Here is a 24,554-nt window from a genome sequence, read left to right on the forward strand (position 1 = left end):
GGAGGGTCAGCGGAAGCGCTGGATCGCCTGCGGGACGCTGGCGGCGAGATCGCGGATGTCCTCGTGCTCCGTGCTGGCCAGGACCTCCTCGAGCGGTCCCCGCGCGAGGATGCGGCCCTGCCCGAGGAAGGCGACCTGCGGGCACATGCGCTGGAGGAGCTCGATATCGTGCGAGGCGATCAGCGTGCCGACGCCGAGCCGCTGGATCAGAGCGGTCAGCGTCGCGGCGATCTCGCCGCGCATGCCGGGGTCCACCGCGGTCAGCGGTTCGTCGAGCACCAGGATCTCGGGACGGGTGGCCAGGGCCGTCGCCAGGGCGACTCGCTGCCTCTCACCCCCGGAGAGCGTGATCAGCGCGCGGTCCAGGACGTGGTCCTCGAGGCCGACGGTCGCGAGCATCTCGGCGGGGGAGACGGCGTGGGTGCGGCCTCCGTTGCGGGCCTCCTTGGCCGCACGCTGCAGGCGGGCCCGTACGGTCTCGCGTGGATCCGCGATCGTCATCGAGTACTGCGACATGAAGCGCACGGCGGCGCGGAACTCCTTGCGATCCTTCCCGCGCAGGCGGCCGACGCTGCGACCCTGGTAGGTGACTTCCCCGGCCGATGGCTTCAGCTCCCCGCGCAGCACATCGATCAGCGTGGTCTTCCCGGCTCCGGAGGGGCCCAGCAGGCCCAACGGCGCCTCGCCTGAGCTGATCGTCAGATCCACCCCCTCGAGCACTCTCTCCCCGGGGTATCCGGCGTGAACGGCGGAAGCGGTCAGGGTCGTCGAAGGCGGCATCGATCTCTCTCGGCAGTGGGCGTCGGGCTCGAAGGCACTGTAGCCGTGCCGGCTGGGGGAGTTCGGGTCTCTTGGCGCAGCATCGGCGCGCGTGCGCTTCCCTCGGGCCGGCCCGTCACCACCGCCAGCCGCTCACCTGCACTCGGACCCCAGCGCTTGGAGCGCGGCATTGATCTCCTCGACGTCGAAGGTGTTCACACCGTTCTGGACACGCTGCCCGGCGTCGTAGAGGTCCGAGCGGTCCGGGTCGGCCGTGCCGGCGGCCATGAAGGAGCTCGCGATGGCGGTGATCTCGAATATCTGCGGGGTCTCGAGACTGAACTCCGATTCGTCGAAGGGGAGGTCGCTCTCGATGCGCTCGAGGACTGCGCACCCCTCGGCGACGTTCTGCTCCGCGCGGGAACCGCCCGATCCGCCGGAGCCGGAGGAGAGCATGAACCCGCCGACCCCGCCGGCGCCGAGCCCGACGACTCCGGCGACCACCGCTGCCGCGATGGCGACGATCACGAGGGTGCGTGTGCGGTGCCTGCGGGAGGAGGGGCGAACCGGTCGTGAGGGATCCTGGGCAACCATGTATCCAGCCTAGATGGCCTCTGGGAGGGTGCTGGTCCGGCGGGCTGGATGAGGGGCGGGATGTGCTGCGGGCGGCGGGCTGCCCGGTGCCGGTCCGGCCCGGGCAGCCCGCCGATCACTCAGGCGAAGGGACGGGAGACCTCATCGAGCGCAGCGACCTCCTCGACCGAGAGCTCGAGCGAGGCGGCGGCGATCAGGGCCGGCACCTGCTCGGTGGTCGAGGCCGAGGCGATCGGCGCCGTGACCCCCTTGGCCAGCAACCACGCCAGGGCCACGCTGGTGATCTCCGCGCCGTGAGCGGAGGCGACCTTCTCCAGCGCGTCGACGACGGCCAGGCTCTCGTCGGTGACCAGGGACTGCGCCATGCCCTTGCGAGCGCGACCTTCCAGATCCTCCGTGGAGCGGTACTTGCCGGTGAGCACACCGGAGGCCAGCGCGAAGTAGGGGAAGACGGCCACGTCGAACTCACGGGCGATCGGCCCGTAGGAGTTCTCGTAGTCCGCCCGGTGCAGCAGGTTGTACTGAGGCTGGATCGCCACCGGGACGGTCAGGCCCTCGCGCTGTGCGGTCTCGAACCACTCGCGCATGCGCTCCGGGGAGAAGTTCGACAGCGCGATGTGACGCACGCGGCCGGACTCGACGAGCCCGTGGAAGGTGCGGACCTGATCGGCGATCGCCACCGACTCGTCATCGAAGTGGAGGTAGTACAGGTCGATCACGTCGGTCTGCAGACGCTGCAGCGACTCCGTCAGCGCCGCCTCCACGTTCGCGGCCTCCAGGCCCTTGCGGTCCGGCTTCGAGCCCACCTTGGTGGCGATCACCAGCTGGTCGCGGTTGCCACGCTCGGCCATCCACTGCCCCAGAACCGTCTCCGACTCTCCGCCGGAGTTGCCCTCGACCCACGCAGAGTACCCATCGGCGGTGTCGATGAAGTTGCCGCCCGCGGCGACGTAGGCGTCGAGCACGGCGAAGGACGTCTCGCGGTCCGAGGTCCATCCGAAGGTGTTGCCACCCAGGTTCAGCGGAAAGACGTCGAGCTCGGTGCGGGGGATGAGTGTCATGGGGAAACTCCTCGGGAACGGGTGCGGTGGGGCCGACGGCTGCGGCCGGGAGGGCGCCGTCAGGGCGCCTCCCCCGGGAGGTGCAACGCCATGAGGCGCCCGAACATGTCAGCTCGCGGCGACGATTTCGGCCCATCTCGCCTCACCAGGGTGCGCCTCGACTCACAGGACACCACGCGACGAGATCAGTCGAGGCAGAACTCGTTGCCCTCCGGGTCCGCCATGACGAGGAAGCCGATGCTCATTGGCGGCTCCGGCTCGTGGCGGGAGAGCCGCGAGGCGCCGAGGGCGAGCAGCCGCTGTGCTTCCTCCTCGAGCGCCTCCATGCGCTCGGCGCCGCGCAGCTCGCTCGCAGTGCGCACGTCGAGGTGGACACGATTCTTGACGACCTTGTCCTCGGGAACCTGCTGGAAGAACAGTCGCGGCCCAGCACCCTCGGCATCCTCGATCGCGGAGGCGCTGTTGCGCTGGTCCTCGGGGACGCCACTTCGTTCGAGGAACTCGTCCCACGCGGCGAGCGGATCAGCACCCGGCGCGAGAGCCGTCCCGGGCGGGGCAGGGTGCACGTACCCCAGCACGTCGCGCCAGAAGGTCGAGAGGGTGCGAGGATCGTGGGCGTCGAACGTGATCTGGATGGTGCTGCTCATGGCGGGCCTCCGTCGTCGAGTGCATGAGCCCAGCCTGGCTCTCGTCGAGGACAGAGGCTGTCCTCGGACTCAGGTCCGCGGACGCCGCAGCCACACGGTGGCCGCGCCCGGCAGCATGCGCTGCCCGTCAGGCCCGCTCTCGAGCTCGGCGCTGGTGACCAGCACGTCCCCCTCGGGAACGGCCACGGGGGAGCCCCCGAAGTTGGTGACGTTCAGCCACCCGCCGGGACGCTCGAAGCCCAGCACCTCTGCGCGGCACAGTTCCTCGTCCCAGGTCAGCGTCTCGTCCGTCTGCAGCTCGCGGCGGCGGGCCAGGGCCGTGCGGTACATCTCCAGCGTCGAGCCCTCGAGGCCCTCCTCCGCCTCGACCGAGTACTCGGCGAACCAGTCGGGCTGGGGCAGATGCGAGCCGTCCTTGCCGAAACCGAAGGACGAGCCCTCGCGGGTCCACGGCAGCGGCACCCGGCAGCCGTCGCGCCCCAGCCCGTCCTGGCCGCGGTCGCCGGGCGCGCTGCGCCAGAAGGCCGGATCCTGGCGCTGGTCGTCGGGGATGTCGACCACCTCGTGCAGGCCCAGCTCCTCACCCTGGTACAGGTAGGCGCTGCCGGGCAGGGCGAGCTCGAACAGGGTCGCGGCCCGTGCGCGGCGCAGGCCCAGCTCCCGGTCGATCTCGTCCTCCGGCCCGCCGGCCATGATCCAGTCCGCACCTTGCTTGCCGGGGCGGCCGTCGCGCGGGGGCAGCCCGTAGCGGGTCGCGTGGCGGACGACGTCGTGGTTGGAGAGCACCCAGGTGCTGGACGAGCCGGTCTCCGCGGACTGGGCGAGGTTGTCGGAGACGATGCGGCGGAAGTCCTCCGCCTCGAAGTCGGCCTCCAGGAGGTCGAAGCTGAACGCCTGGCCGAGCCCCTTCGGACTGGCGTACTTCGCGCGCCGCTGAGCGGTCTCGACCCAGGCCTCGGCGACGCCGATGCGGGGCGGATCGTACTCGTCGAACACCTTCCGCCACTCGGCGTAGATCTCGTGGACCTCGTCGCGGTCCCACAGCGGGTGATTGCCGTCCTTGGGGATCTCCTCCAGCTCGGCCGTGCTGGGGAGGTCCTCGGCGAGGTCCTTGGACAGTCCATGGGCGACATCGATGCGGAATCCGTCGACCCCGCGATCGGACCAGAAGCGCAGCGTGCGCAGGAAGTCCTCGCGCACCTCGGGGTGCTCCCAGTTGAAGTCCGGCTGCTCCTTGGCGAAGCTGTGCAGGTACCACTGCCCATCGGGGACCTGCGTCCAGGCCGGGCCGCCGAAGATCGACGTCCAGTCCGCCGGGGGAAGTTCCCCGTTCTGGCCCCTGCCGTCGCGGAAGATGTACCGCTTGCGCGCGTTCGATCCGGGCGGGGACTCCAGCGCCTCCCGGAACCACTCGTGCCGGTCCGAGGAGTGGTTCGGGACGATGTCGACGATGAGCTTGATGCCGACGCCGTGCAGCTCCGCCACCAGCTCGTCGAACTCCTCCAGGGTGCCGATGCGCGGGTCCACGTCGCGGTAGTCGTCGACGTCGTAGCCACCGTCGGCCAGGGCGGAGGGGTAGAAGGGGCTCAGCCACACCGCATCGATCCCCAGCTGCCGGAAGTAGGGCACACGCGAGATGATGCCGTGGAAGTCGCCCATCCCGTCGCCCCTGCCGTCGGCGAAGGAACGCGGGTAGATCTGGTAGACGGCCGCCTGGCGCCACCAGTCGGCGTCGGCCCCGCGCAGTGCGGCGTCGGCGGACCGGTCCAAGGCGTCGCTCGGGCGGGCGGAGGTCGGGTGCGTCGTCAACGATGCTCCTCTCTCAGAGTTCGGGTCCTGTCGCGCTGGGCCGGGATCCGACGCCGTGCCGGTCGGCATCCCGGTGCTGCGGCCCGCGGGTCACTTCACCGCGCCTTGCGTGAGGCCGGAGATGACCCACTTCTGCGTGACGATGTAGACCACGATCGCCGGTGCCATCGCCATCAGATACGAGGCGAACGAGACGTTGTAGTTGTTGCTGAACTGCGTCTGGAAGATCTGCTGGAGCACCGGCAGGGTCTGCAGCTCCGGGTTCGTGGTGATCATGTTAGGCATCATGTAGTCGTTCCACGAGCCCAGGAAGGCGAAGATCCCCACCGTCGCGGCCATCGGGGCCAGCAGGGGGAAGATCAGCCGGACGAAGACCTGCCAGGTCGAGGCGCCGTCGACCCGCATCGACTCCTCCAGCGACATCGGGATGGAACGCAGGAACGCCGTGAACAGCATGGTGTTGAACGCGAGCGCGAACACGATGTGCATGATCGCGACGCCGAACGGATTGTCGAGCCCGACGATGCCGGTCAGCTGCACCTGGGGCAGCGCGACGACCGGGAAAGGGATGAACATCGCCGCCAGCAGGTAGAAGAAGGACCAGCGGAACAGACGCCGGTCCCAGTTCCGGGCGATCGCGTAAGCCGCGAGCGCGGAGATGACGATCTCCCCCACCACGGAGATGGCGGTCACCATCGCCGAGATCGCCAGGCCGCGGGGAAAGCTGGTGAGCTGCCAGGCCTCGATGAACCCCTCGATGGACAGCGGCGAGGGAAGCGTGAAAGCGCGTCCGTCGACGGCCTGCTGCGTCGTCTTCAGCGACATGTTGATCGTGACGAACAACGGCACCAGCACAGCCAGCGAGCACATCATCAGGGTGATCGTGGCGGGCCAGTTGGTGCGCCGGTCCCGGCTCTGCGGGCGGCGCCGGGCCGGGCTGCCCGTGCTGCGGCCGACAGCAGGGTCGGCGGGTCCGGCAGTGGTCGGAGTGGAGGTCGGGATGGTCATGATCCGAAGCTCGCTTTCCCGCGGCTCAGCCGGAGTTGGATGAGGGCGATGACGAGGGTGACGACGAAGAACACGGCGGCGTTGGCCATCTGATACCCGTAGTCGCCCCCTTCGAAGCCTTTGAAGATCGCCATCGCGACGCTGCGCGTCGCGGTGCCGGGGCCGCCGTCGGTCAGGCCCACGATGATGTCGTAGGCGTTGAGGTAGTTCTTGAAGCCGAGGATCGTGTTGATCAGGACGTATCCCGAGGTCATCGGCAGCGTGATCCGCAGCAGGCGCTGGATGCCCGAGGCGCCGTCGATGGAGGCCGCCTCGTAGAGCTCGGCGGGGATCGTGACCAGCCCGGCGATGTAGATGAGCATGGTCCCGGGGATGGTCGACCATGCCGTGACGAGCACGATCGCCATCCACGCGAGGTTCTCGTTCGCCAGCACCGACGTGGAGAGCACCTCGATGCCGAGCGCCTGACCGATCGCCGGCAGAGTGTTGGCGAAGAGGAACTTGAAGACGAAGGCGATGATGATCCCGGAGATCACCATCGGGATCACGAAGATCGTGCGCAGAGCAGTCTGGAAGCGGATGCGCGAGGTCAGCCCCAGCGCCAGGCCGTAGGCGATCACATTCACCACGATCACCGTGACCAGCGCGAAGCCGAGCGTGAACAGGTAGGCGCTGAGAACGTTCGGGTCCTGGAAGATCGCGATGTAGTTGCGCAGCCCGATCACCTCGAACTCCCCGAACCCGATCGAGTTGGTGAGGCTGTAGGCGAAGCCGAGCGCGGCCGGCAGCGTCACAGCGAGGGTGAAGATCGCCAGCGCCGGGAAGAGGAAGGCGTAATAGACGGGGTCGGTGCGCCGTCGCCGTCGAGGAGTAGCGGCCGTCGCGCTGGTCGTCGGGGCGTCCGGGGTCACCGCCGCGGGCGGGGATGTCGTCGTCGACATGAGTGGTCCTCTGGTCGTCAGGGTCGGGACAGGTCAGGCCCGGTAGGCAAGGCGCGCCCAGTCGGCATCGAGCTGGGCGAGGATCGGCTTCGGGTCGGCCCCGAGCACTATCGACTGCAGGTAGTTCTCGTAGGGCACGGTGAGCGGGATGAACTGCGAGGGCCCCATGTAGAAGCGACCCTCGTCGTAGTAGCCCTGCATCTCGGAGATCCGGGGGTCGGTCACCGGGGGAGCGTCCTTGGTCGTCCCGAACGCGAGGAAGGCGTCGTTGTACGGGTTCTGCACCTCGGGGGTCATCAGGTGCTCGAGGAGCAGGCGAGCCCCGTCGGGCTGGTTCGCCGCCTCGGGGATCCACAGCGAGAGGTCGACGCCGACCCGCACCTTGAGGTCATCCGGATCATCGGTGACCGGCAGCGGGAAGGTGCCGAGCTCGACGTCCGTGCCCGCCTTCTGGATCTCGACCAGCGCCCAGGGGCCCTGGAAGTACATCGCTGCCTTCTCCTGAGCGACGGCGTCGTTGCCGTCGGCGTAGGACCGCGAGGCGGCGTCGGGGTTCACGAACTCCAGGAGCGAGATCATCTGCTCGATGGGCTCCAGCATCGTGTTCTGGAACGAGACCTCGGAATCGGGGCCGACGTCCTCGCCGATCTCGTTCATCGCCCGGTAGAACTCGCGGACGTCGATCAAGCCGCCGACGGAGTAGTCGAACAGACCCTGGGTGACCGTCCACAGGTCCATGAACGTGCAGTAGATCGGCGTGATGTCCGTGCCCATGAACGTCTCGCAGACGGCGATGAACTCATCCCAGGTGGTGGGAATCTCCACGCCGTGATCGGCGAAGAGACGCTTGTTGTAGATGACGGAGCAGGCGGCGACCGAGTAGGGGATCACGCTGGTGCGTCCCTCATAGGTCGGGTACCAGTCGGCGAGTTCGAGCACGTCCTCCCGGATGCGGGAAGCGGCAGGCAGGTCCGCCAGGTCGCTCATGGCGCCGCGCTCCATGAATCGCGCCATCTCGTGGTTGTAGTTCAGCAGCCCGAGGTCCGGTGGGTCGCGCCGGACGAACGCGGCGGAGAGCTTCGTCGAGATGTCGTGGACGTACGTGTAGTCGGACTGGGACCTGTTGAACTCGCCGGTGAGGTCCCGGAAGTAGGGGATCGCCTCCTGCTTCGCCTGATAGAAGGTCACGCGGGGTGTGCCGGACAGGCTGCATCCGGCGAGGCCGCCGGCGGTGAGTCCGGTCGCGGCGAGCGCACCGCCCGCGGTGAGCAGGGAGCGCCGCGTCGGGCGGCGGACGCCAAGGGGTCTGGGTGACAACGGTGTCTCCTCGAGCAACATCGCAAGCAGTTGATTTGCCTGCTAGATTTAATGCGTGGAGAAAGTATGGGGGGCATCACAGTGGGCGTCAAGGCCGTGAACGGAGCCGGTGCGTCCTCGAGCCTGGTGCGACGACTGAATACCGAGGCGCTCCTGCGGCATGCCTTCGAGGCCGAGGACTTCACCGCCGCGGAGGCGATGGAGGCGACCGGGCTGACCCGTGCGACCGTGCTGGGTCTGTGCGACGAGCTGATCGGGAGCGGATGGCTCGAGGAGCTCGAGGACAGCAGGGCGGCGGGCCTGACACGTCGCGGACGACCGGCGCGCCGGCACCGCCTGCGCCCCGACGCCGGCATCGTGGTCGGTGTCGACGCCGGCAGACGCAGTTTCCGTGCTGTCGCCTCCGATCTCCGCGGGAGGACGCTGGCCAGCGGCCAGCGCGTGCTCGAACCGAGCGGGGTGGGTCGCGACGAACGCGCCGAGATAGCGCGGGGCCTCGTACAAGACACCGTCGCGGCGACCGCCACAACGGCGCCGACGCTGATCACCGTGGTCGGGGTGCCGGCTCCGGTCGACGAGTCCGGGGTCTCGCCTCCGGGCGACGGTGCGTTCTGGGACGTCATGAACGCCGGCTTCCCGGAGCACCTCGACGGTCTCGTCATGGTCGAGAACGATGCGAACCTCGCCGCCCGCGCGGAGTACGCCGGCGGTCCCTGCGAGCACATGGCCACCCTTCTGATGGGGGAGCGCTTCGGCGCCGGTCTCATCGTCGACGGTCACCTGCTGCGAGGGGCCGCTGGCGCGGCCGGCGAGATGCGTTTCCTCGGGGGCGTGCTCGAGGATTCCACCGGCGCCGATGGCGTCGCGGCTCTCGCCCGGCGCTGGACCCTCGATGCCCTCGACTCCGGAGCCGATTCACCCGTGCTTGCGGCCATCCCGGCGGATGAGCTCAGCGCGGTGGATGTGTTCTCCGCAGCCCGCGACGGCGACCTCGTGGCCCGGGCCGTGTTGGAGCGGATTGCGGACCGCATCGCGCGGATCGCCGCGATCCTCGTCAGCCTGCTCGGCGTCAAGAAGGTCGTCGTCGCCGGCGCGATCTCCGAGGCCATCGGCCCCGTGCTGGAGCGTGCGCGCGCGCTCCTGCCGGAGATCGCGACCGCGCCGTTCCCCGAGATCGTCTCGAGCGAGCTCGGGCGTGACGTCGTGGTGCGCGGCGCCGTCGAGCACGCTCTCACACGCCTGCGTGAGGACCCCCTCGGCCTGCTCGGAATCGAGGGATGAGCGAGCGAACGACATGGGCAGGGGCGCCTCTAGGGTGTCCAATGCTCGAAACCCACCGACGAAAGGATGGACGACGATGACAGCACCAGGACAGGACAGCGGGCCACGCAGACTGCGCGCCGGTGTCATCGGCCTCGGCTGGGCCGGCCAGCAGCATGTCGCCGCCTACGCCGCCGACCCGACTGTCGAGCTGGCCGCGCTCTCGGCGATGGAGGAGGATCTCCTGGAACGCTTCGGTGACCAGCACGACGTCCCGGGCCGCTACCGGGACTGGAAGCAGATGATCGCCGAGGCAGACCTCGATGTCGTCTCGATCGCGACGCCGACCTTCCTGCATGCTCCGATGGCGACCGCCGCCCTCGAGGCGGGTCTGCACGTGCTCACCGAGAAGCCGATGGCCGAGACCGCAGAGGCCGCCAAGAGCATGGTCGCTGCCGCCGGCCGAGCCGGTCGCGTGCTCGACGTGGCGTTCAACCATCGCCAGCGCGGTGACGTCACGGCCCTGCGTCAGGTGGTCGAGTCCGGGGTGCTCGGCAAGATCTACTACGCCAAGACCGGGTGGCTGCGCCGCCAGGGCATCCCGGGCATGGGCACTTGGTTCACCAAGACCGCCAGCTCCGGCGGCGGCGCGATGATGGACATCGGCGTGCACATGCTCGACATGGCGCTGCACCTGATGGGCGAGCCAGAGGTGACAGCAGCCTCTGCCAGCACCCACGCCGAGTTCGGGCCGCTGGGTCGCGGCGGCTCCGGTTTCGGCGTCTCGCAGGTCGAGGAGGGCACGCCCTTCGAGGTCGAGGACCTCGCCACGGCGTTCCTGCGGATCGACGGCGGCGGCACGCTGCTGCTCGAGACCAGCTGGGCCCAGTGGATCCCGTACGACCAGTGCTACGTCACCCTCTACGGGGCCGACGGGGGCGCCTCCATCGAATGGGGAGGACCCCCGAGCGACCCGTACCAGCGCCTGAACGTGTGGACCGAGGTGGCCGGCATGCCTGCCGAGCTGCAGCCAGTCGTCGGGGAGGACGGCCGTCACGCCCGCGCGGTCGCGAACTTCCTGCAGAAGGTGCGTTCCGAGGACTGGGCCGTGCACGACGGGTCGCTCGCCCTGCGCCGTGCCCGGGTGCTGGATGCCTGCTACGCCTCGGCACGGACCGGCGCCGAGGTCACCGTCGAGAACTGACCCGTTCCCGGCCCCTTCCGGCGACGGGGCCGCCTATGACGACGGGGCCGACCGCGAATCATCGCGATCGGCCCCGTCGTCATGCGGGCTCCGGATCGGGCCGTAAGATCGGCCCGGCTCGGAGCGCCGGTGCTGCCGAGTTCTCAGACGGCCGGAAGCAGGTCCGGGTACTCCTCCAGCCAGGCCTCGACGGCCTCGGGCTCCTTGCCCTCACCGAACTCGTTGACCACCTTGTCCTCCAGGTTGCCGTACTCCTCGTCGGTGAGCTTGATCTGGCTGATGAAGTCGGCGGCCTCGGGGAACTCCTCCTCGAAGCCGGTGCGGCCCAGGAAGTGCAGCTTCTCGGCCTCGCCGAACAGCCCCTCGGGATCCTCGAGCGCCTTGACCGAGTAGGTCGTGTTGGCCCAGAACGGGGTCCACAGGGTGACGACGATGTCCTCTTCGGCGTTCACGGCGCTCTCCAGCTCCGTGAGCATGCCGGTGGTGGAGGACAGCACCAGCTCGTACTCGCTGTCGAGCCCGTAGCCGGGCATGACCGAGTCCTGGGTGGCGGCGGTCAGACCCGCGCCCGGCTCGATGCCGATGATCTGGCCATCGAAGCGATCGGCCTGGCCCACCAGGTCCTCGATGGAGGAGATGTCCATGTAGTCCGGGACCGAGAGGTTCAGCTTGGCGTTCTCGTAGTAGGAGCCGATGTCCTCGATGTCGCCCTCGTGCTGGTCCATGTACTCCTTGTGGGTGACCTCGGGCCACGCCGAGGGGTACATGTCCACGTCGCCCTGGGCGAGGCCCTGGTAGAGCACGCCGGCTTCGGCGATCTCCGTGTGCTCGATGGTGTAGCCCATCGCGGTGAGGCGGTTCTCCAGCAGGTAGGCCATGCTCAGGCCGTCGGACCAGGAGGGGATGTACCCCATGTTGATGGTGCCGCTGGCGGAGCCGCCGCCGTCGCTGGCGGAGCCACCGTCGGAGTCACCGGAGCCGCCGTCGCTGCTGCCGCCGCAGGCGACCAGGCCGAGCCCCATGAGGCCGGCACTGCCGCCCATCAGAGCTGCACGACGGGAGACGCCGCGGCGGGGGAGGATCAGTCGATTCGTCATGGGTTCATGTCCTTTCGGAGGGTTCGTACGGGGGGTCGTGCTCGTCAGGCCGTGCCGGCCCGGCGAGTGCGTGTGGTGCGGATCAGCGTGATCAGCGAGGACGGATGCCCCGCCGGGTTGCCGAGCGCAGCGGTCAGGCGGTCCAGGAAGACCGCCAGGAGCACCACGGAGAGCCCGGCTTCCACGCCGCCCGCGAGATCCTGCGTGGAGACGGCCTGGGTCACCTCCTGGCCGAGACCAGGGGCGGCGACCATGCCGGCGATGACCGCCATGGAAAGCGCCAGCATGATGATCTGGTTGACGCCGGCCATGATGGTGGGAACGGCCAGCGGGAGCTGGATGCCGCGCAGAATCTGCCACGGCGTGGCCCCGAAGGACTCGCCGGCCTCGACGGTCTCCGAGTCGACCTGCCGGATGCCCAGCTCGGTCATGCGCACTCCCGGGGGCAGGGAGAAGATGACCGTCGCGAACAGGCCCGGGGCGTAGCCGAGCGAGAAGAAGATGACGGCCGGGATCAGGTACACGAAGGCCGGCATCGTCTGCATCAGGTCGAGCACCGGGCGCACCAGGGAGCTAACCACATTGTTGGAGGCGGCCAGGACCCCGACGGGAACCGCGATCACCACAGCCACGACTGTGGCGACGATGACCTGTGCCATCAGCTGCATCATCGGTTCCCACAGCTCCAGCGAGAGCACCAGCGTGAAGCCGACCAGGGTGAACACCGCGAAGCGCCAGGAGCGGACCACCAGGGCGATCAGCACACAGGCCAGGATGCCCACCACCGGCGGAACCAGGATCAGCCAGTTGGCCAGGTGCTCGATCGGGAACTCCATGGCCGTCGTCAGGCCATCGAAGAACCACGCGAAGGTGGCCTTGAACCACAGCAGGAAGGTCTCGACCCAGTCGCCGACGGGGATGTGGGGGATGAGGCTCTCGTCGTCCGGGTTCATCGCGTCTCACCTCCGTGGGCCAGGTCGTCGGGTCCGCTCGTGGCGGCGGGGTCCGGGGGCGGGTCGGTCCCGTCCGGAGGTGTGCCGGCACCATCGGGGGGAGGCACCGGGGTCGCGGTCGCCGCTGCGACCTCGTGACTCGTACCGTTCGCCTCGCCGGCGGCGGTCAGGAGGGTGACCCGCGGGATGACCCCTGCGAAGTGGCCTTCGTCGTCGACCACGATCAGCGGGCTGTGATGGCGGGCCGAGGTCGCGAACAGTTCCGCCAGCGAGCTGTCGTGCTGGACGATGGGCATCGTGTGTTCGCTCGACCAGGGAAGCTCGTCCTGGCCCTCGCGTACGGCGCGGGCGACGTCGTCCTCCCACAGCACGCCGGCGGGCGTGCGGTCGCGCTTGAGCACCACGAGCCATGAGTTCTGCGTCTGTCGCAGCAGCTTGTGGGCGGTGCGCGGACCCTGGGCGGCGCCGAGCGTCTCGGGCGGCTGCTCCATGATCGTCGACGCGGTCAGCACGCGGGAGCGGTCGACATCCTGGATGAAGCGGGCGACGTAGTCGTTCGCGGGCTCGTTGAGGATCTCATCGGAGGTTCCCACCTGTTCGATGCGGCCGTCGCGCATCATGGCGATGCGATCGCCGATGCGCATGGCCTCGTTGAGGTCGTGGGTGATGAACAGGACGGTCTTCTCCAGGCGCTGCTGGAGGTCGATGAGCTGGTCCTGCATGTCGCGACGGATCAGCGGGTCGAGGGCGCTGAAGGCTTCGTCCATGAGCATGATGTCGGTCCCGGCGGCCAGAGCGCGGGCCAGGCCGACGCGCTGCTGCATGCCGCCGGAGAGGGCGCTGGGCTTGTACCCGCCCCAGCCTTTCAGGCCGACCATCTCGAGCGCCTCGGCGGCCTTGGCCTCACGGTCCTTGCGGTTCACGCCGCTGACCTCGAGACCGTAGGCGGCGTTCTCCCCGACGGTCCGGTGGGGGAACAGCGCGAAGTGCTGGAAGACCATGGAGATGCGGTTGCGCCGCACCTCACGGACCTCGGCCGGGCTGAGGGAGGTCAGGTTTCGGTCGCCGATATACAGCTCGCCGGCGCTCGCCGGGAGCAGGCCGTTGACCATTCGGATCAGCGTGGACTTGCCCGAGCCGGACAAGCCCATGACGACGAAGATCTCGCCGGGCTCGACGCTGAAGCTGGCGTCGATGACGGCGGCGGTGAGGCCCTGGTTGCGCAGTTCGTCGCGGCTTCCGCCCTTGCGGAGCTCTTCGACTCCCCGCGCGGGGCGACGTCCGAAGATCTTGTACAGACCGTCGGCGGTAATTGCTGGCACGCAGGCTCCTTCATGGAAGTTCGGGTGGCGGGCCGGGGTGGCGATCCGGGTCCCGTGTATCCCCCACGTCACAGGACGCCGGCATCGCAGGACGCCGACCCGACAAGTCATCCTCACAAGCGGCCCGGCGTACGGCAAACGGTTCTTTATCAGGAATGGGGTCGGCAGAGCTCGTGAAAGGCCTGTTCAGGGCCGGGAGACAGTCGTAGGCGCGGCCGGCGCGAAGTTCGGAAGGTCCCGTTGGCCTGGAGCGATGCCGCGTCCAGCGGTGCCGGCCCGGGGACAACCGGATTGTCGGACGATCCGGACATAACTATTCGGTCACGCGGGTGTCGTGGGTCCCAGAACGGCGGGCTCGTCGGGACCGGAAGGTCACGGGCATGTTTCGGCGGAGAACGACGAGTCGGGCCGGACGGGCGCGCAGACGCCCTCGGGCGGCGTGATGCGAAGGCGCGGGCGCAGATACGCAGATACCCGGCCGCGGAGGGTCAGGCGCGGAGGGTCAGGCGCGGAGGGTCAGGCGCGGAGAGGGAGCGTCTCGGCGAGGAAGTCGACGGTCTGCTGCCAGGCCGCGTCGGACGCCTGCGCGTGGTGGACGAACGGGTGCGGGTTGTCGAAGGCGTGCCCCGCACCCTCGTGCAGTTCGAACCGCACCTGCTCGCGGGTGCCGCCGGCGGTGACGGCGTGGCGGATCTGCTCGACGGTCTCGGGCGGGATGAAGTCGTCTGCCGTGCCGAAGTGGTGCAGGCTCGGCATGGTGACCACGCCCGCGCGATCCAGCAGGGAGGGCAGGGCCGAGCCGTAGTAACTGACCAGCGTCGTGGGCGGGCGGTCCTCCTCGGCGGCGGACGCCGCAGCGGCGAAGGCTAGGCCGCCGCCGTAGCAGAAGCCCAGCAGCCCCACCCGTTCGGAGTCCACCGCGCCGTGCGCACGCAGCGCGCCCAGGGCGGCGATGGCGTCGGCCTCGGCTCGCTCCCAGGGCAGCTGCTGGGTCAGGGTCATGGCCTCGCCGAGCCAGGACTCCGCGTCCTCCCAGTCGTCGATGCCGACGATCGGCGGATCGAGGCGGGCGAAGAGCTGCGGGGCCAGCACCGCATAGCCGAGCGCGGCGAGATCTGCGCAGCGCCGCTGGATGTAGTCGGAGACGCCGAAGATCTCCTGCAGCACCACGAGGCCGGGCACCGGCTCCTCGCGGTGCTCGGGCAGCCAGAGCAGTCCGGGCAGGTCGCCGGCATCGGTGGGGATGGGCAGTGTGGTCGCGCTCACGCGATGACTGTATCGCGAGGGGCGCCGGGCACTCACTCGCCCTGCGGCCTCCCCCGCTCGGCCGCACGGCCTGGCCGCGATGCTCGGTCGCTCCGCTGGACGACGGTCACAGGGTCTCGATGCCCACCAGCAGGCCCTGGTCGTTGCCGGCGAATGCCCCGGGCGCCACCTCCAGCTCCCACTGATCGCCGCCGGCGGTGGTCGCGGTGCAGGCCACCGGTTCGAAGGTCGCGAAGGAGAGGCCGTCCTGGCAGGTCACGTCCTCCCAGTCGGCGTAGTCGACGGGGACGTAAGCATTCGGGGAGGTGAGCACCTCCAGCGTGTGCTGCGCGAGCTGCTCGGAATCCAGGTCTTCGGCCCCGAACGTCGAGCTGACGCCGAGGCCGGTGAGGGACACGGTCTCCTTCAGCAGGACCTCGGCCGGCCCGGTCAGGGCGCCGCCGGTGGTGAACAGGATCGCGACCCTGCTGCCGGCGGTGAAGTCCTCCTCGGACGGGATCCGCACCGAGTGCGCCGTCCATTCCTGGTCCGGGTCGGGAGAGTCGACGCTCGCCGGGCCCATGCACGACGCGGTGGCGCCCGGGCTGAGCGTGAGCTCGTCGTAGCACTCGGCCGTCCCGCCGAGGGGCCCGGTCAGCAGGGCGGCCAGCTGGTCGGGGCTGCGCACGAGATCGCCCTCACCGGGCTCCTCGGGTCCCAGATCGGTGACGAGCACGAGACGGGTCTCAGGCTCCGTCGGCTCCGTCGCCTCGTCCTCGTCGCCGGCACCCACCCCATCGTTCTGTTCGGCTCCCTCGTCCGAGTCCCCGTTCCCCTGCTCACTGCTGGTCGCGGCGCCCCCGCCGTCGCTGCTGTTCTGCCCGGCTCCCTGCCCTTCCCCCTGATCTGATGTCTCGGACGGTGCCCCCGCGCTGTCCTCCCCGTCGGCTCCGGCGCTCGTGCTGCAGGCCGACGCGGACAGCAGCGCCGCCCCCGCGGCGACGGTCAGTACGGTGCGGGCCCGGCGTGCGGTGCTCGTGATGGTCATGGCGTCCTCTCCGCCGACTGCGGGAGACGGTTGTCCGTCGTGGATCCGCGTCGATGCGTTGCCGCTCACACCGTCGCATCAGGTCAAGGGAAGGTCAAGAGAGTGCCATGGAACTACAGACTTGAGAGTGTGAAGATCCTGTGTGCCCCTGCGCCGCCCCCTGCTAGAGTCGCCGACCAGTGACGCGGGGTGCCGTCGAGAAGCGGCGGCTGAGAGCACACCCGTCGAACCTGCCCTGGTCTGCACCTGCGAAGGGATCGTCACCGATGACTACGAGCACGCCCGAGAACCGACTGCGCAGCGCCCTCGAGGCGCTCAGCGGGCACAGCCCGCTCGTCCACTGCATCACCAACACCGTCGTCCAGCAGATCACCGCCGACGTCCTGCTGGCCATCGGGGCCGCCCCCGCGATGGTGGACCACCCGCAGGAGGCGCCGGTCTTCGCCGCTGCGGCCGACGCACTGCTGGTGAACACCGGCACCGTGGCCGAGGGACAGGTGCAGGCGATGCCCGCCGCCGCCCGCGCCGCCCGCGACGCCGGACGGCCCTGGGTGCTCGACCCGGTCGCCGTCGGCTCGCTGCCCGTCCGCACCCCGCTGGCGCACGAACTGCTGACCCTCGGGCCCGCCGCCGTCCGCGGCAACGCCTCCGAGATCGCCGCGCTCGCCGGCACCGGCGGGGGAGGGCGCGGCGTCGATTCCACCGACACGGTCGAGGCGGTGCTCGACGCCGCCCGCGACCTCTCCGCCCGCACCGGTGCCGTGGTCGCGGTCTCCGGAGAGCGCGACGCGATCGTCTCCGCGGGTCGCACCACAGTGCTGACCGGCGGCGACGCCCTGCTCGCGCGAGTGATCGGTACCGGCTGCGCGCTCGGCGCGACCTGCGCTGCCCTCCTGGGCTCAACTCGCGACACCGACCTCACCCCCCACGACGCGGTGCTCGCCGCACATGCGCTGCACGGCGCCGCCGGAACCCTCGCCGCGCGCGAGGCGCAGGGAGTCGGGTCCTTCGCCGTCGGCTGGCTCGATGCGCTGGACACCCTCACGCCCGCCGACGTGCTCGAGCTCGTGGGTCTTCAGGAGCAGGCGGCCCCGGCGTGATCCGGCCGTCCCTGCGCACCGCCCATGCGGCCGACTTCTCGCTGTACCACGTCACCGACTCGGCGCTGTCCGGCGGGATCGACGCGGTGCCCGGCGTGGTCCTCGCCGCCGTCCGCGGCGGAGCGGGCGCGATCCAGCTGCGGGACAAGGACGCCTCCGACGCCGACCTGCTCGAGCTGGTCCGCGCATGCCGGGAACGCCTGGCGAGCGAGCTCGGCCCTCGCGCCCAGGAGGTGCCCTTGTTCGTCAACGACCGTCTTGGTGTGGCCGAGGCCGCGCGGTGCCACCTCCACGTGGGCCAGAGCGACGTCGCCGCGGCCGCTGTCCGCGAGGTGCTCGGGGAGGAGCTGATGATCGGCCTCTCCGCCGGCACCGCCGGCCAGGTGCGCGCCGCGCTCGCCGAGGACATGGCCGACGTGCTGGGCATCGGCCCGATCCGCGCGACCGCCACCAAGGCCGACGCCGCGCCGCCGCTCGGCCTGGAGGGACTGGGGGAGTGCCTGGACCCGTGGCGGCAGGCGCGGCACGTGTCGGCCGCCTCAGCTCCGCTGGCCGTCGCCATCGGCGGTATCGACCACCGCCTCGCCCCAGAGATCGCGGCCACCGGTGTGGACGGTCTCTGCGTGGTCTCGGCCATCGCCGCGGCACCCGACCCCGCTGCGGCCGCCGGCCGACTCCGAGAAGCCATCGACCAGGGCCGCTCATCCAGCAGGCCGTGACCACCCGTCCGCGGACCCCGGCTCCCCACCGGCCCGGCTCCGCAGCACACCCCAGGAGGACCGCCCCATGCGACCACCCACAGCACTGACCATCGCCGGCTCCGACCCCAGCGGCGGCGCCGGCTTCCAGGCCGACCTGAAGACGTTCGCGGCACTCGGCGTCTACGGCACCACCGCGATCACCGCCGTGATCGCGCAGAACACCCGCGGCGTGCAGTCCGTGACGCCGATGACCGCCGAGGACGTCCAGTCGCAGCTGACCAGCGTGCTGGATGACATCCCGCTGGACGCCACCAAGCTGGGGATGCTCACCTCCGCCGAGGTCGTCGCCGCCGTCGCCGAGACCATGGCCGCGCGAGCCGGCCAGTTCGGCACCGTCGTGCTCGACCCGGTCATGGTCGCCACCAGCGGCGATGAACTGCTGCCTCGGCAGGCGGCACAGAACCTGCGCGAACTTCTGCTGCCGCTGGTGCACGTGATCACGCCGAACCTGCCCGAAGCGGCGAAGCTGCTGGATGCGGAGGTCGCCCCCGATGTCGAGACCATGCAGGAGCAGGCCGTGCGGCTGCAGCAGCTGGGTCCCGCCGTCGTGGTCCTCAAGGGCGGGCACCACGATGACGACGAGGTCGTCGACGTCGTCGCTCACCCCGGCGGCGTGGACCTGCTGCGGGCCGAGCGCGTGCGCACCCGCGCCACCCACGGCACCGGGTGCACGCTCTCCGCGGCGATCGCCGCGCAGTACGCGCGCATCGCGATGGTCCGCTCAGCGGGGCCCGACGCCCTGGGAGCGCTCGCCGCCACCATGGACGCCTCGCACGAGAGGATCGGCGAATCCGAAGCAGGAGACGACCTGGCCGCGGTCGGCGCGGGGCGTGACTTCCTGCAGCGGGCGCTGATCGGCGGCGCCGCCTATGACCTCTCATTCGCGCCGGAGCAGGGGCACGGCCCGGTCGACCATCTGGTCACCGTGGCGCGCCGGGAGCCGGGCGGGCACACGGCGAGTGCCTGAGCGCTCGGCCGCTGACCGGGCCGCCGCTGACCGGACCCGACCGACAAACGTTCCCGCGGGAACGTTCTCCGGCTGGTGGTCTCAGGCGGAGCGAGCGGAGAGGTGGCGGGAGCTGACCGCGAGGGGGCCGGTGGCCTCCACCAGGCCGGTCAGGGTCTCGTCCCTCTCCCGGGCGAAGATCTGGGCTTCGTCGGCTGCCGTCTCGGGCTGGAGATCGGGCTCGAGGTAGTCGAAATGCTCGGCTGCGCTGGGGTGTGTGTCGGTGACCTTCATCGGTGCCTCCTGGGGAAGTCAGGCGGTGTTCACCGGCCGTTAGTCGACCAGGTGCGATAAGCATGGCACCACGGGCTCGGATTCCCGGGAAAGACACCTGGGATTTTGGTGGACGGAGGCGGCCTGGGGAGGAACGGTCCGCGGAGCCGCCCCGAGGCGCGGTCCCGGGGCGGTGAGCCCTGGCGCGCTCGGTCCCGGCTCGCTCGGTCCTGGTTCGCTCAGCCTGCGTGGGGCCGCGCGGTCAGAGCTCGTCGTCCCCGGCGTGCCCGTCGGCCCGGCGGCGGGCACGGTCCTGCGCGGCGTCCTCGATTTCTTCCTGGCTCTTCGAGCCGCGGCGGTCCCGGAACCCGAGGGCGACCCCGAGGGCGGCGCCGAAGATGAACCCGATTCCCGCGCCGAGGAAGAGATTGTTGAAGATGGACAGGCCCACGCCGATCCCCACCGTGAACCCGATGATCATCCCGAAGGGCAGCCAGGTCGCGTCGAAACGTCGTCTGCTGTCGGCCATCATCCCTCCTCCGATCAGTGCTGGATCCGTGGTGGCGGGTGCTCGGGGCGCGGCCTCGGGGACCAGCGATCCTCTGGGGTCCCCCAGCCTATCCCGTCGGCGGTAGATCACCGAGGTCAGGGCTCTGCAGGGACGTGTGGATCACGACCGGTCGGTCACCAGGGCAGGGCGTCGGGGATCCGGTCGGCGCCGAGCACATGCTGGTCGCAGAAGGCCAGCACCGTCCGGTTCCAGGCGAGGGCGTTCGAGGGCGTCTGCACCCAGTGGTTCTCGCTGGTCAGCTGCAGGAACCGGTGCGGCATGGTCTCGGGCGGGCCGTCCCAGGTCGAGACCAGGTCCCACCACAGTCGCAGCGCTTCACTGATCGGTACCCGGTAGTCGCGGTTGCCGTGGGTGATGAGCATCGGGGTGGTGATCGCGCCGACGCTGCGGTGCGGGGAGAAGGCGCGGTACCACTGGGGGTCCTCGTCCTCATGGCGGTGCACGCGCATCTTCGAGGCGGCCGCATCGGTGGTGCGGTGCTGCTGCTCCAGCGCCCACAGCCCGGCGTGGGTGACGATCGCGTCGAAGCGGTCCGTGTGCCCGGCGATCCAGTTCGCCATGAACCCGCCGAAGGAGGCGCCCAGCATCGCGGTGCGCGAGCCGTCCAGCTCCGGACGCGCGAGCTCCTGGTCGAACAGGGCCTCGCACTCGCGGTAGACGACGTCCGGACGGCGCGGCCAGCCCCGGTTCAGACCCGTGTCGCCGTACCCGGTCGACATCGCCGGATCGGGCATCAGGACCGCGTAGCCGCGCTCGACGGCCAGCCACGGGCACCACCGCCAGCTCCATGCGTTGTAGGAGGCGTGGGGGCCGCCGTGGATCCACAGCATGAACGGCGCGGGGGAGCCGGCCGACGCGGACTCGGGCATGCACAGCCATCCACCGACGGCAACGCCGTCGACGTCGGCCTCGACCCACTCCACGGTTCCCGGCAGCCGGCCCACGGCCCCCGGGGCCGGCAGCTCACGCACAGCCGCGTCCACCGCGATCCGCACCGGCCGCGCCGGCGTGGCGATATCACTGCACAGCGCGATGACCGATCCATCGGGCGCCGGAGCGAGCGAGGAGAACACACCGCCGGTCACGAGCTCGCGCACCGCACCGGTCGCAGCATCGACGCTGAGTGTTGCGCCCGAGGAGTGCAGGTCCCCGGTGACCAGCAGGGTGCCCTCCGGGGTCCATGCGAACTCGCTGACAGTCAGGTCGCCGGAGTCGACGACGGTCGGGTCCCCGCCGTCGAACGGATGGATCTCGAGGCGGCTGTAGCTGGTGTCCGTCGGCCCGGAGAGCGTTGAGCGGATCAGCGCCAGGCGGGCGCCGTCGGGTGAGAAGCGCGGGTCGTGGTACTCGGCGGCGTCGCCGGCCGCGAGCAGCGTGGTGCGCTCGCTGGTCGCGGTGTCGATCAGTACGAGCGACGAGCGGGTCTCCCCGCCCCGGACGCGCTCGGTCCAGGACGTCGCGACCGTCGACCCGTCAGGGGAGAGGTCCGCCGAGGCGGCGTGCAGGGAGAGAGTGCCGGCATCGGGGGTGAGGTCGGTGAGGTCACCGTCGGGGGAGACGAGCACGAGGTGGCGCTCGGAGTCGCCGAGTTCGTGGTCCCACTGTCGGATGGGCATGCCGGTGTGCCAGATGGTGGTCTGCTCGGCGTCCTGGCGGCTCGCCCGACGATCGGCGTCGTCCTCGAGGGTGGCGCCGGGAAGAACACCGGTGGCGGCCAGCAGCGTCCCGTCGTCGGCGATCGTCAGCAGCTCCAGGCCACCCGGGGTGGACGCGACCAGTCGTGCTTCGCCGATGCGCGGCAGGCGCCAGATCGCCGCGGAATCCTCGTCGTCCTCGCCGAGGGGGTCGGGGCGGGCCGACGTGAACAGCAACGAGCCGTCGGAGGCGAATCTCGGGCCGCGTTCGCCCTTCTCCGAGAAGGTCAGGCGCCGTGCCGGGTGCTCACCGTCCGGATCCAGTTCCCACAGGGAGGAGACGAGCCTCGCGCCGGGCTCGTCGGCCTCCTGGATCGCGGCGACCACCCGTCCGTCCGCGCCGGCGGCGACCGAGGCCAGGCGTGGGATGCGGAGGAAGCCGTCGATGTCGGAGAAATCGGAGAACGGTTCGGGGGCATCGGCGCTGGTGACGGGAGGCACATCGCCACGCTACCGGAGGCTGCGGAAGAGGACCGACGGTGGAGCTGTTTCGTCGTGCTCGCAGGAGACTGCGTCGTGCCTCCGGCGCGATTCGAACGCGCGACACCCGCTTTAGGAGAGCGGTGCTCTATCCCCTGAGCTACGGAGGCGGACCGGCCCCGTGGACCGGTGCCCGCATGTGTCGCTGTGTGGCGCGCTGGTCATCGTCACGACACATGGGCCCGGCCATCGTAGCGCCCCGTGGCAGGATCGACCCATGTCGAGGCACCGTCACGAGATCACCGCCACCGTCACCAGTGTGGTGCTGGCCGGGGGCAGCTCCTCCCGCCTGGGCGGCGAGGACAAGACCCGTCTGCGCATCGCCGGCGCCCCCGTGCTGGAGCGGGTGCTGCGCGCCGCACCTGCCGGACGGCGCGTCGTCGTCGGGCCGGCGACCGAGGACGGTGCCGACCTCGCGGGCCGCCACGGGGCCCACTTCGTCCGCGAGGATCCTCCGGGGTCCGGCCCGCTGGCGGCGCTCGCCCGTGGTGTCGGCGAGCTCACGCGGGCGGACGACGGGGAGTCCGGTGTCGACCACATCGGCACCGCCGGCGTGCAGACGGTGCTGGTGCTCGGCGGGGACATGCCGTTGCTGCGCCCCGAGACCCTCTCCGCCCTGTGTGCCGACAGCGCGGCCACCGGGCGCGTGGCGGCGCTCGCCGACGGCGACGACCGCACCCAGTACCTGTGCGCCGCCTGGCCCCTGGCCAGGCTGCTCGACGCCCTGGCCGCGGTGGAGAACCCGGAGGGCGGCTGGGCGGACGGCAGCCTGCGCAGCCTGTACGCGCAGCTGGGGGAGGGCGAGCTGACGACCCGCGCCGCCATCGGAGCGGAGGCGACCGACGTGGACACCCCCGAGTCCCTCGCCGAGGCGCATCGCGCCGCCGGCCCGCGCATCGCTCTGGCGCAGATCACCGTCAGTGAGGAGTTCGAGACGACGGCACTCACGGTCCGCCGGGCGGTCGCCGACGCCGGAGCCGCCGGGGCCCACCTGGTGCTGCTGCCCGAGGCGACCCTGACCCCGTTCGGCACGGACCTGCGTCGCGCCGCGGAGGCCCATCACGATGCCTTCGAGTCCCTCCTCCAGGAGCTGGCCGACCAGCACGCCCTCGTCATCGCGGCGGGGTCCTTCACCACCGCCGACGCCGACCGTGTGCACAACACGGTCATCGTCCGCGGCCCCGCTCCGGGCAGCCACGCCACCGCCGCCGCGGCCGACGACGCGGGCGGCGCGGCCGACGACCCGATCCATCTCGAGTACCGCAAGATCCACCTCTTCGATGCCTACGGCCACCGTGAGTCCGACACCGTCGCTCCCGGCCACGAACTCGTGACGATCGACCTCCATGGCACCCGCCTGGGCCTTGCCACCTGCTATGACGTGCGCTTCGCCGAGCAGTTCACGGCCCTGGCCCGTCGCGGCGCCGAGGCGATCCTGCTTCCGCTGGCGTGGGCCGACGGGCCCGGCAAGAGCGAACAGCTGCGGCTGCTGCTGCAGGCCCGTGCGCTGGACTCGACCAGCGTCGTCCTCGCCGCCGACCAGGCACCGCCGGCGGACTACGCAGGCCGTGCGGCCCGTGGGATCGGCCAGAGCGCCCTCATCGGCCCCCTCGGTCAGATCCGGCAGGAGCTCGGGCGTGAGGAGGGCATGCTCGTGGTCGATCTCGACCTGGCGGAGATCGCCGCCGCCCGCGCCGCCCTGCCCGTCCTGGAGCACGCTGCGGACCTCCCGCCTGCGTGAGCGCGCCCGGTACGTGTGATCGAGGGCATGCTCGGGCTCTCAGAGCTCAGGCGTAGCCTGCTCCCGTGATTTCTCGAGCATCCCGCGACCTGCACACCGTCCCCGCCGCGCTGATCGGGCTGGCCGCCGCCGTGATAGTGGCTCTCACGCTGCTGCCCGCGCCGGCGCACGCCCACGACACGCTGATCTCCACGGATCCGGCCGACGGGGACACGCTGGAGACCTCGCCCGATGACATCACGCTGACCTTCTCCGCCGACGTGCTCGAGGTGAGCCCCGTCGTCCGCATCAGCGACGAGTCCGGCGAGACCCTCAGCGAGATCACGCCGAGCGTCGAGGGGCCGACCGCGACGGCGGAGCTCGAGGAGCCGCTGCCGGCCGGCACGTACACGGTCGAGTGGCGGGTCGTCTCCTCGGACGGCCACCCGATCGAGGGCACCTTCGACATCACCGTCGAGCAGGACACCGACGCCGGCGCGGCCGCCGATCCCGCGGCCAGCGACGGTGGTGGCCAGTCGAGCGACGGGGGAGAAGCCGCGTCCAGCGACGCCGGAGGAGCCGCGCAGAGCGATGCCGGCGGGGCCGAGCAGTCCAGCGCAGCATCCCAGGAGGAGCCCGCCGATCAGAACGGGTCGATGATGCCGTGGCTGCTCGGGATCGTCGGTGTCGCCGTCGTCGGCGTGGCCATTGCAGCGTTCTTTACCCTGCGCAAGCGGTCCTGAG

23 protein-coding genes and 1 tRNA gene are annotated in these 24,554 nt (G+C 70.5%); 7 read left to right on the top strand and 17 right to left on the bottom strand.

The genetic code is table 11. The features are described 5' to 3' along the window. Positions 1–6: 6 nt before the first annotated feature. The 8 genes from AC5020_RS09660 to AC5020_RS09695 all read right to left on the bottom strand — a co-directional run bounded on the left by AC5020_RS09660 (position 7) and on the right by AC5020_RS09695 (position 8,157). Entirely contained in the window at positions 7–708 is a 702-nt protein-coding gene (locus AC5020_RS09660; RefSeq protein ID WP_464988127.1) for an ABC transporter ATP-binding protein, read from the bottom strand. Positions 709–912: 204 nt separating this feature from the next. After that, positions 913–1,353, bottom strand: coding sequence for a hypothetical protein (locus tag AC5020_RS09665; protein WP_464988128.1), 441 nt, complete (start codon positions 1,351–1,353; stop codon positions 913–915). Between the two features lie 119 nt (positions 1,354–1,472). After that, positions 1,473–2,414, bottom strand: coding sequence for an aldo/keto reductase (locus AC5020_RS09670; protein ID WP_464988129.1), 942 nt, complete (start codon positions 2,412–2,414; stop codon positions 1,473–1,475). 185 nt (positions 2,415–2,599) lie between these two features. Beyond that, the gene (locus tag AC5020_RS09675; protein ID WP_464988130.1) at positions 2,600–3,061 is read right to left on the bottom strand and encodes a VOC family protein; all 462 of its coding nucleotides are present in this window, start codon (positions 3,059–3,061) and stop codon (positions 2,600–2,602) included. Between the two features lie 69 nt (positions 3,062–3,130). Then, positions 3,131–4,870 (bottom strand): glycoside hydrolase family 13 protein, encoded by a 1,740-nt coding sequence (locus AC5020_RS09680; protein WP_494564414.1) that lies wholly within the window; start codon positions 4,868–4,870, stop codon positions 3,131–3,133. 90 nt (positions 4,871–4,960) lie between these two features. Further along, a complete protein-coding gene (locus AC5020_RS09685; RefSeq protein WP_464988131.1) occupies positions 4,961–5,878 on the bottom strand; it encodes a carbohydrate ABC transporter permease in 918 nt (305 codons plus the stop codon). Next, positions 5,875–6,819, bottom strand: coding sequence for a carbohydrate ABC transporter permease (locus AC5020_RS09690; RefSeq protein ID WP_377803666.1), 945 nt, complete (start codon positions 6,817–6,819; stop codon positions 5,875–5,877). Before AC5020_RS09690 ends, AC5020_RS09685 begins: the two co-directional genes overlap by 4 nt. Before the next feature lie 33 nt (positions 6,820–6,852). Next, positions 6,853–8,157, bottom strand: a complete 1,305-nt coding sequence (locus AC5020_RS09695; RefSeq protein WP_494564415.1) for an ABC transporter substrate-binding protein — start codon at positions 8,155–8,157, stop codon at positions 6,853–6,855. A 45-nt stretch (positions 8,158–8,202) separates the two neighbouring features. Here AC5020_RS09695 and AC5020_RS09700 point away from each other — a divergent pair, with 45 nt between their 5' ends. Then, positions 8,203–9,417: an ROK family protein gene (locus AC5020_RS09700; protein ID WP_464988133.1), complete on the top strand. Its 1,215-nt coding sequence runs from the start codon at positions 8,203–8,205 to the stop codon at positions 9,415–9,417. A gap of 76 nt (positions 9,418–9,493) precedes the next feature. Then, positions 9,494–10,600 (top strand): Gfo/Idh/MocA family protein, encoded by a 1,107-nt coding sequence (locus tag AC5020_RS09705; RefSeq protein ID WP_377803663.1) that lies wholly within the window; start codon positions 9,494–9,496, stop codon positions 10,598–10,600. A 143-nt stretch (positions 10,601–10,743) separates the two neighbouring features. Here AC5020_RS09705 and AC5020_RS09710 read toward each other — a convergent pair whose 3' ends face one another. The 5 genes from AC5020_RS09710 to AC5020_RS09730 form a co-directional block, all read right to left on the bottom strand. After that, positions 10,744–11,697, bottom strand: a complete 954-nt coding sequence (locus AC5020_RS09710; RefSeq protein WP_377803662.1) for a glycine betaine ABC transporter substrate-binding protein — start codon at positions 11,695–11,697, stop codon at positions 10,744–10,746. Between the two features lie 44 nt (positions 11,698–11,741). Further along, entirely contained in the window at positions 11,742–12,650 is a 909-nt protein-coding gene (locus AC5020_RS09715) for an ABC transporter permease (RefSeq protein ID WP_377803661.1), read from the bottom strand. Further along, positions 12,647–13,972, bottom strand: a complete 1,326-nt coding sequence (locus AC5020_RS09720) for a quaternary amine ABC transporter ATP-binding protein (RefSeq protein ID WP_377803659.1) — start codon at positions 13,970–13,972, stop codon at positions 12,647–12,649. Before AC5020_RS09720 ends, AC5020_RS09715 begins: the two co-directional genes overlap by 4 nt. A gap of 516 nt (positions 13,973–14,488) precedes the next feature. Then, positions 14,489–15,238, bottom strand: coding sequence for a dienelactone hydrolase family protein (locus AC5020_RS09725; protein ID WP_464988134.1), 750 nt, complete (start codon positions 15,236–15,238; stop codon positions 14,489–14,491). 106 nt (positions 15,239–15,344) lie between these two features. Beyond that, complete coding sequence (locus AC5020_RS09730; RefSeq protein WP_464988135.1) at positions 15,345–16,265, bottom strand: hypothetical protein; 921 nt, start codon at positions 16,263–16,265, stop codon at positions 15,345–15,347. Between the two features lie 266 nt (positions 16,266–16,531). Between AC5020_RS09730 and thiM the strand changes: the two genes are divergently transcribed. From thiM to thiD, 3 genes are all read left to right on the top strand, one after another. Next, complete coding sequence (gene thiM / locus AC5020_RS09735; protein WP_464988136.1) at positions 16,532–17,365, top strand: hydroxyethylthiazole kinase; 834 nt, start codon at positions 16,532–16,534, stop codon at positions 17,363–17,365. After that, positions 17,362–18,084 carry a thiamine phosphate synthase gene (gene thiE / locus AC5020_RS09740; protein ID WP_464988137.1) on the top strand — a complete coding sequence of 241 codons (723 nt, stop codon included), beginning with the start codon at positions 17,362–17,364 and terminating at the stop codon, positions 18,082–18,084. The genes thiM and thiE overlap by 4 nt, the downstream gene beginning before the upstream one ends. Positions 18,085–18,151: 67 nt before the next feature. Further along, a complete protein-coding gene (thiD, locus tag AC5020_RS09745) occupies positions 18,152–19,093 on the top strand; it encodes a bifunctional hydroxymethylpyrimidine kinase/phosphomethylpyrimidine kinase (RefSeq protein ID WP_464988138.1) in 942 nt (313 codons plus the stop codon). 81 nt (positions 19,094–19,174) lie between these two features. On the opposite strand, the gene AC5020_RS09750 is transcribed toward thiD, so the two are convergent. From AC5020_RS09750 to AC5020_RS09765, 4 genes are all read right to left on the bottom strand, one after another. Next, positions 19,175–19,366 (bottom strand): hypothetical protein, encoded by a 192-nt coding sequence (locus tag AC5020_RS09750; RefSeq protein ID WP_377018177.1) that lies wholly within the window; start codon positions 19,364–19,366, stop codon positions 19,175–19,177. 241 nt (positions 19,367–19,607) lie between these two features. After that, positions 19,608–19,874, bottom strand: coding sequence for a hypothetical protein (locus AC5020_RS09755; RefSeq protein WP_377018176.1), 267 nt, complete (start codon positions 19,872–19,874; stop codon positions 19,608–19,610). A gap of 155 nt (positions 19,875–20,029) precedes the next feature. After that, a complete protein-coding gene (locus AC5020_RS09760; protein WP_464988139.1) occupies positions 20,030–22,051 on the bottom strand; it encodes a S9 family peptidase in 2,022 nt (673 codons plus the stop codon). 76 nt (positions 22,052–22,127) lie between these two features. Next, positions 22,128–22,200, bottom strand: a tRNA-Arg gene (locus tag AC5020_RS09765). Positions 22,201–22,307: 107 nt separating this feature from the next. On the opposite strand from AC5020_RS09765, the gene AC5020_RS09770 reads away from it, so the two are divergent. Together AC5020_RS09770 and AC5020_RS09775 are read left to right on the top strand one after the other, a co-directional pair. After that, complete coding sequence (locus tag AC5020_RS09770) at positions 22,308–23,831, top strand: nitrilase-related carbon-nitrogen hydrolase (protein ID WP_464988140.1); 1,524 nt, start codon at positions 22,308–22,310, stop codon at positions 23,829–23,831. A 65-nt stretch (positions 23,832–23,896) separates the two neighbouring features. Continuing rightward, a complete protein-coding gene (locus tag AC5020_RS09775) occupies positions 23,897–24,553 on the top strand; it encodes a copper resistance CopC family protein (protein WP_377804305.1) in 657 nt (218 codons plus the stop codon). Position 24,554: the final 1 nt, after the last annotated feature.

The sequence above is a fragment of the Brachybacterium sp. SYSU DS0246 genome, assembly GCF_059391765.1.

Coding starts and splice junctions, on each gene's coding strand:
- AC5020_RS09670 (WP_464988129.1), bottom strand. CDS start 2,414: ATGACACTCATCCCCCGCACCGAGCTCGACGTCTTTCCGCTGAACCTG.
- AC5020_RS09755 (WP_377018176.1), bottom strand. CDS start 19,874: ATGGCCGACAGCAGACGACGTTTCGACGCGACCTGGCTGCCCTTCGGG.
- AC5020_RS09675 (WP_464988130.1), bottom strand. CDS start 3,061: ATGAGCAGCACCATCCAGATCACGTTCGACGCCCACGATCCTCGCACC.
- AC5020_RS09695 (WP_494564415.1), bottom strand. CDS start 8,157: ATGTTGCTCGAGGAGACACCGTTGTCACCCAGACCCCTTGGCGTCCGC.
- thiM (WP_464988136.1), top strand. CDS start 16,532: ATGACTACGAGCACGCCCGAGAACCGACTGCGCAGCGCCCTCGAGGCG.
- AC5020_RS09705 (WP_377803663.1), top strand. CDS start 9,494: ATGACAGCACCAGGACAGGACAGCGGGCCACGCAGACTGCGCGCCGGT.
- AC5020_RS09685 (WP_464988131.1), bottom strand. CDS start 5,878: ATGACCATCCCGACCTCCACTCCGACCACTGCCGGACCCGCCGACCCT.
- AC5020_RS09770 (WP_464988140.1), top strand. CDS start 22,308: ATGTCGAGGCACCGTCACGAGATCACCGCCACCGTCACCAGTGTGGTG.
- AC5020_RS09700 (WP_464988133.1), top strand. CDS start 8,203: ATGGGGGGCATCACAGTGGGCGTCAAGGCCGTGAACGGAGCCGGTGCG.
- AC5020_RS09715 (WP_377803661.1), bottom strand. CDS start 12,650: ATGAACCCGGACGACGAGAGCCTCATCCCCCACATCCCCGTCGGCGAC.
- thiD (WP_464988138.1), top strand. CDS start 18,152: ATGCGACCACCCACAGCACTGACCATCGCCGGCTCCGACCCCAGCGGC.
- AC5020_RS09690 (WP_377803666.1), bottom strand. CDS start 6,819: ATGTCGACGACGACATCCCCGCCCGCGGCGGTGACCCCGGACGCCCCG.
- AC5020_RS09665 (WP_464988128.1), bottom strand. CDS start 1,353: ATGGTTGCCCAGGATCCCTCACGACCGGTTCGCCCCTCCTCCCGCAGG.
- AC5020_RS09730 (WP_464988135.1), bottom strand. CDS start 16,265: ATGACCATCACGAGCACCGCACGCCGGGCCCGCACCGTACTGACCGTC.
- AC5020_RS09710 (WP_377803662.1), bottom strand. CDS start 11,697: ATGACGAATCGACTGATCCTCCCCCGCCGCGGCGTCTCCCGTCGTGCA.
- AC5020_RS09750 (WP_377018177.1), bottom strand. CDS start 19,366: ATGAAGGTCACCGACACACACCCCAGCGCAGCCGAGCATTTCGACTAC.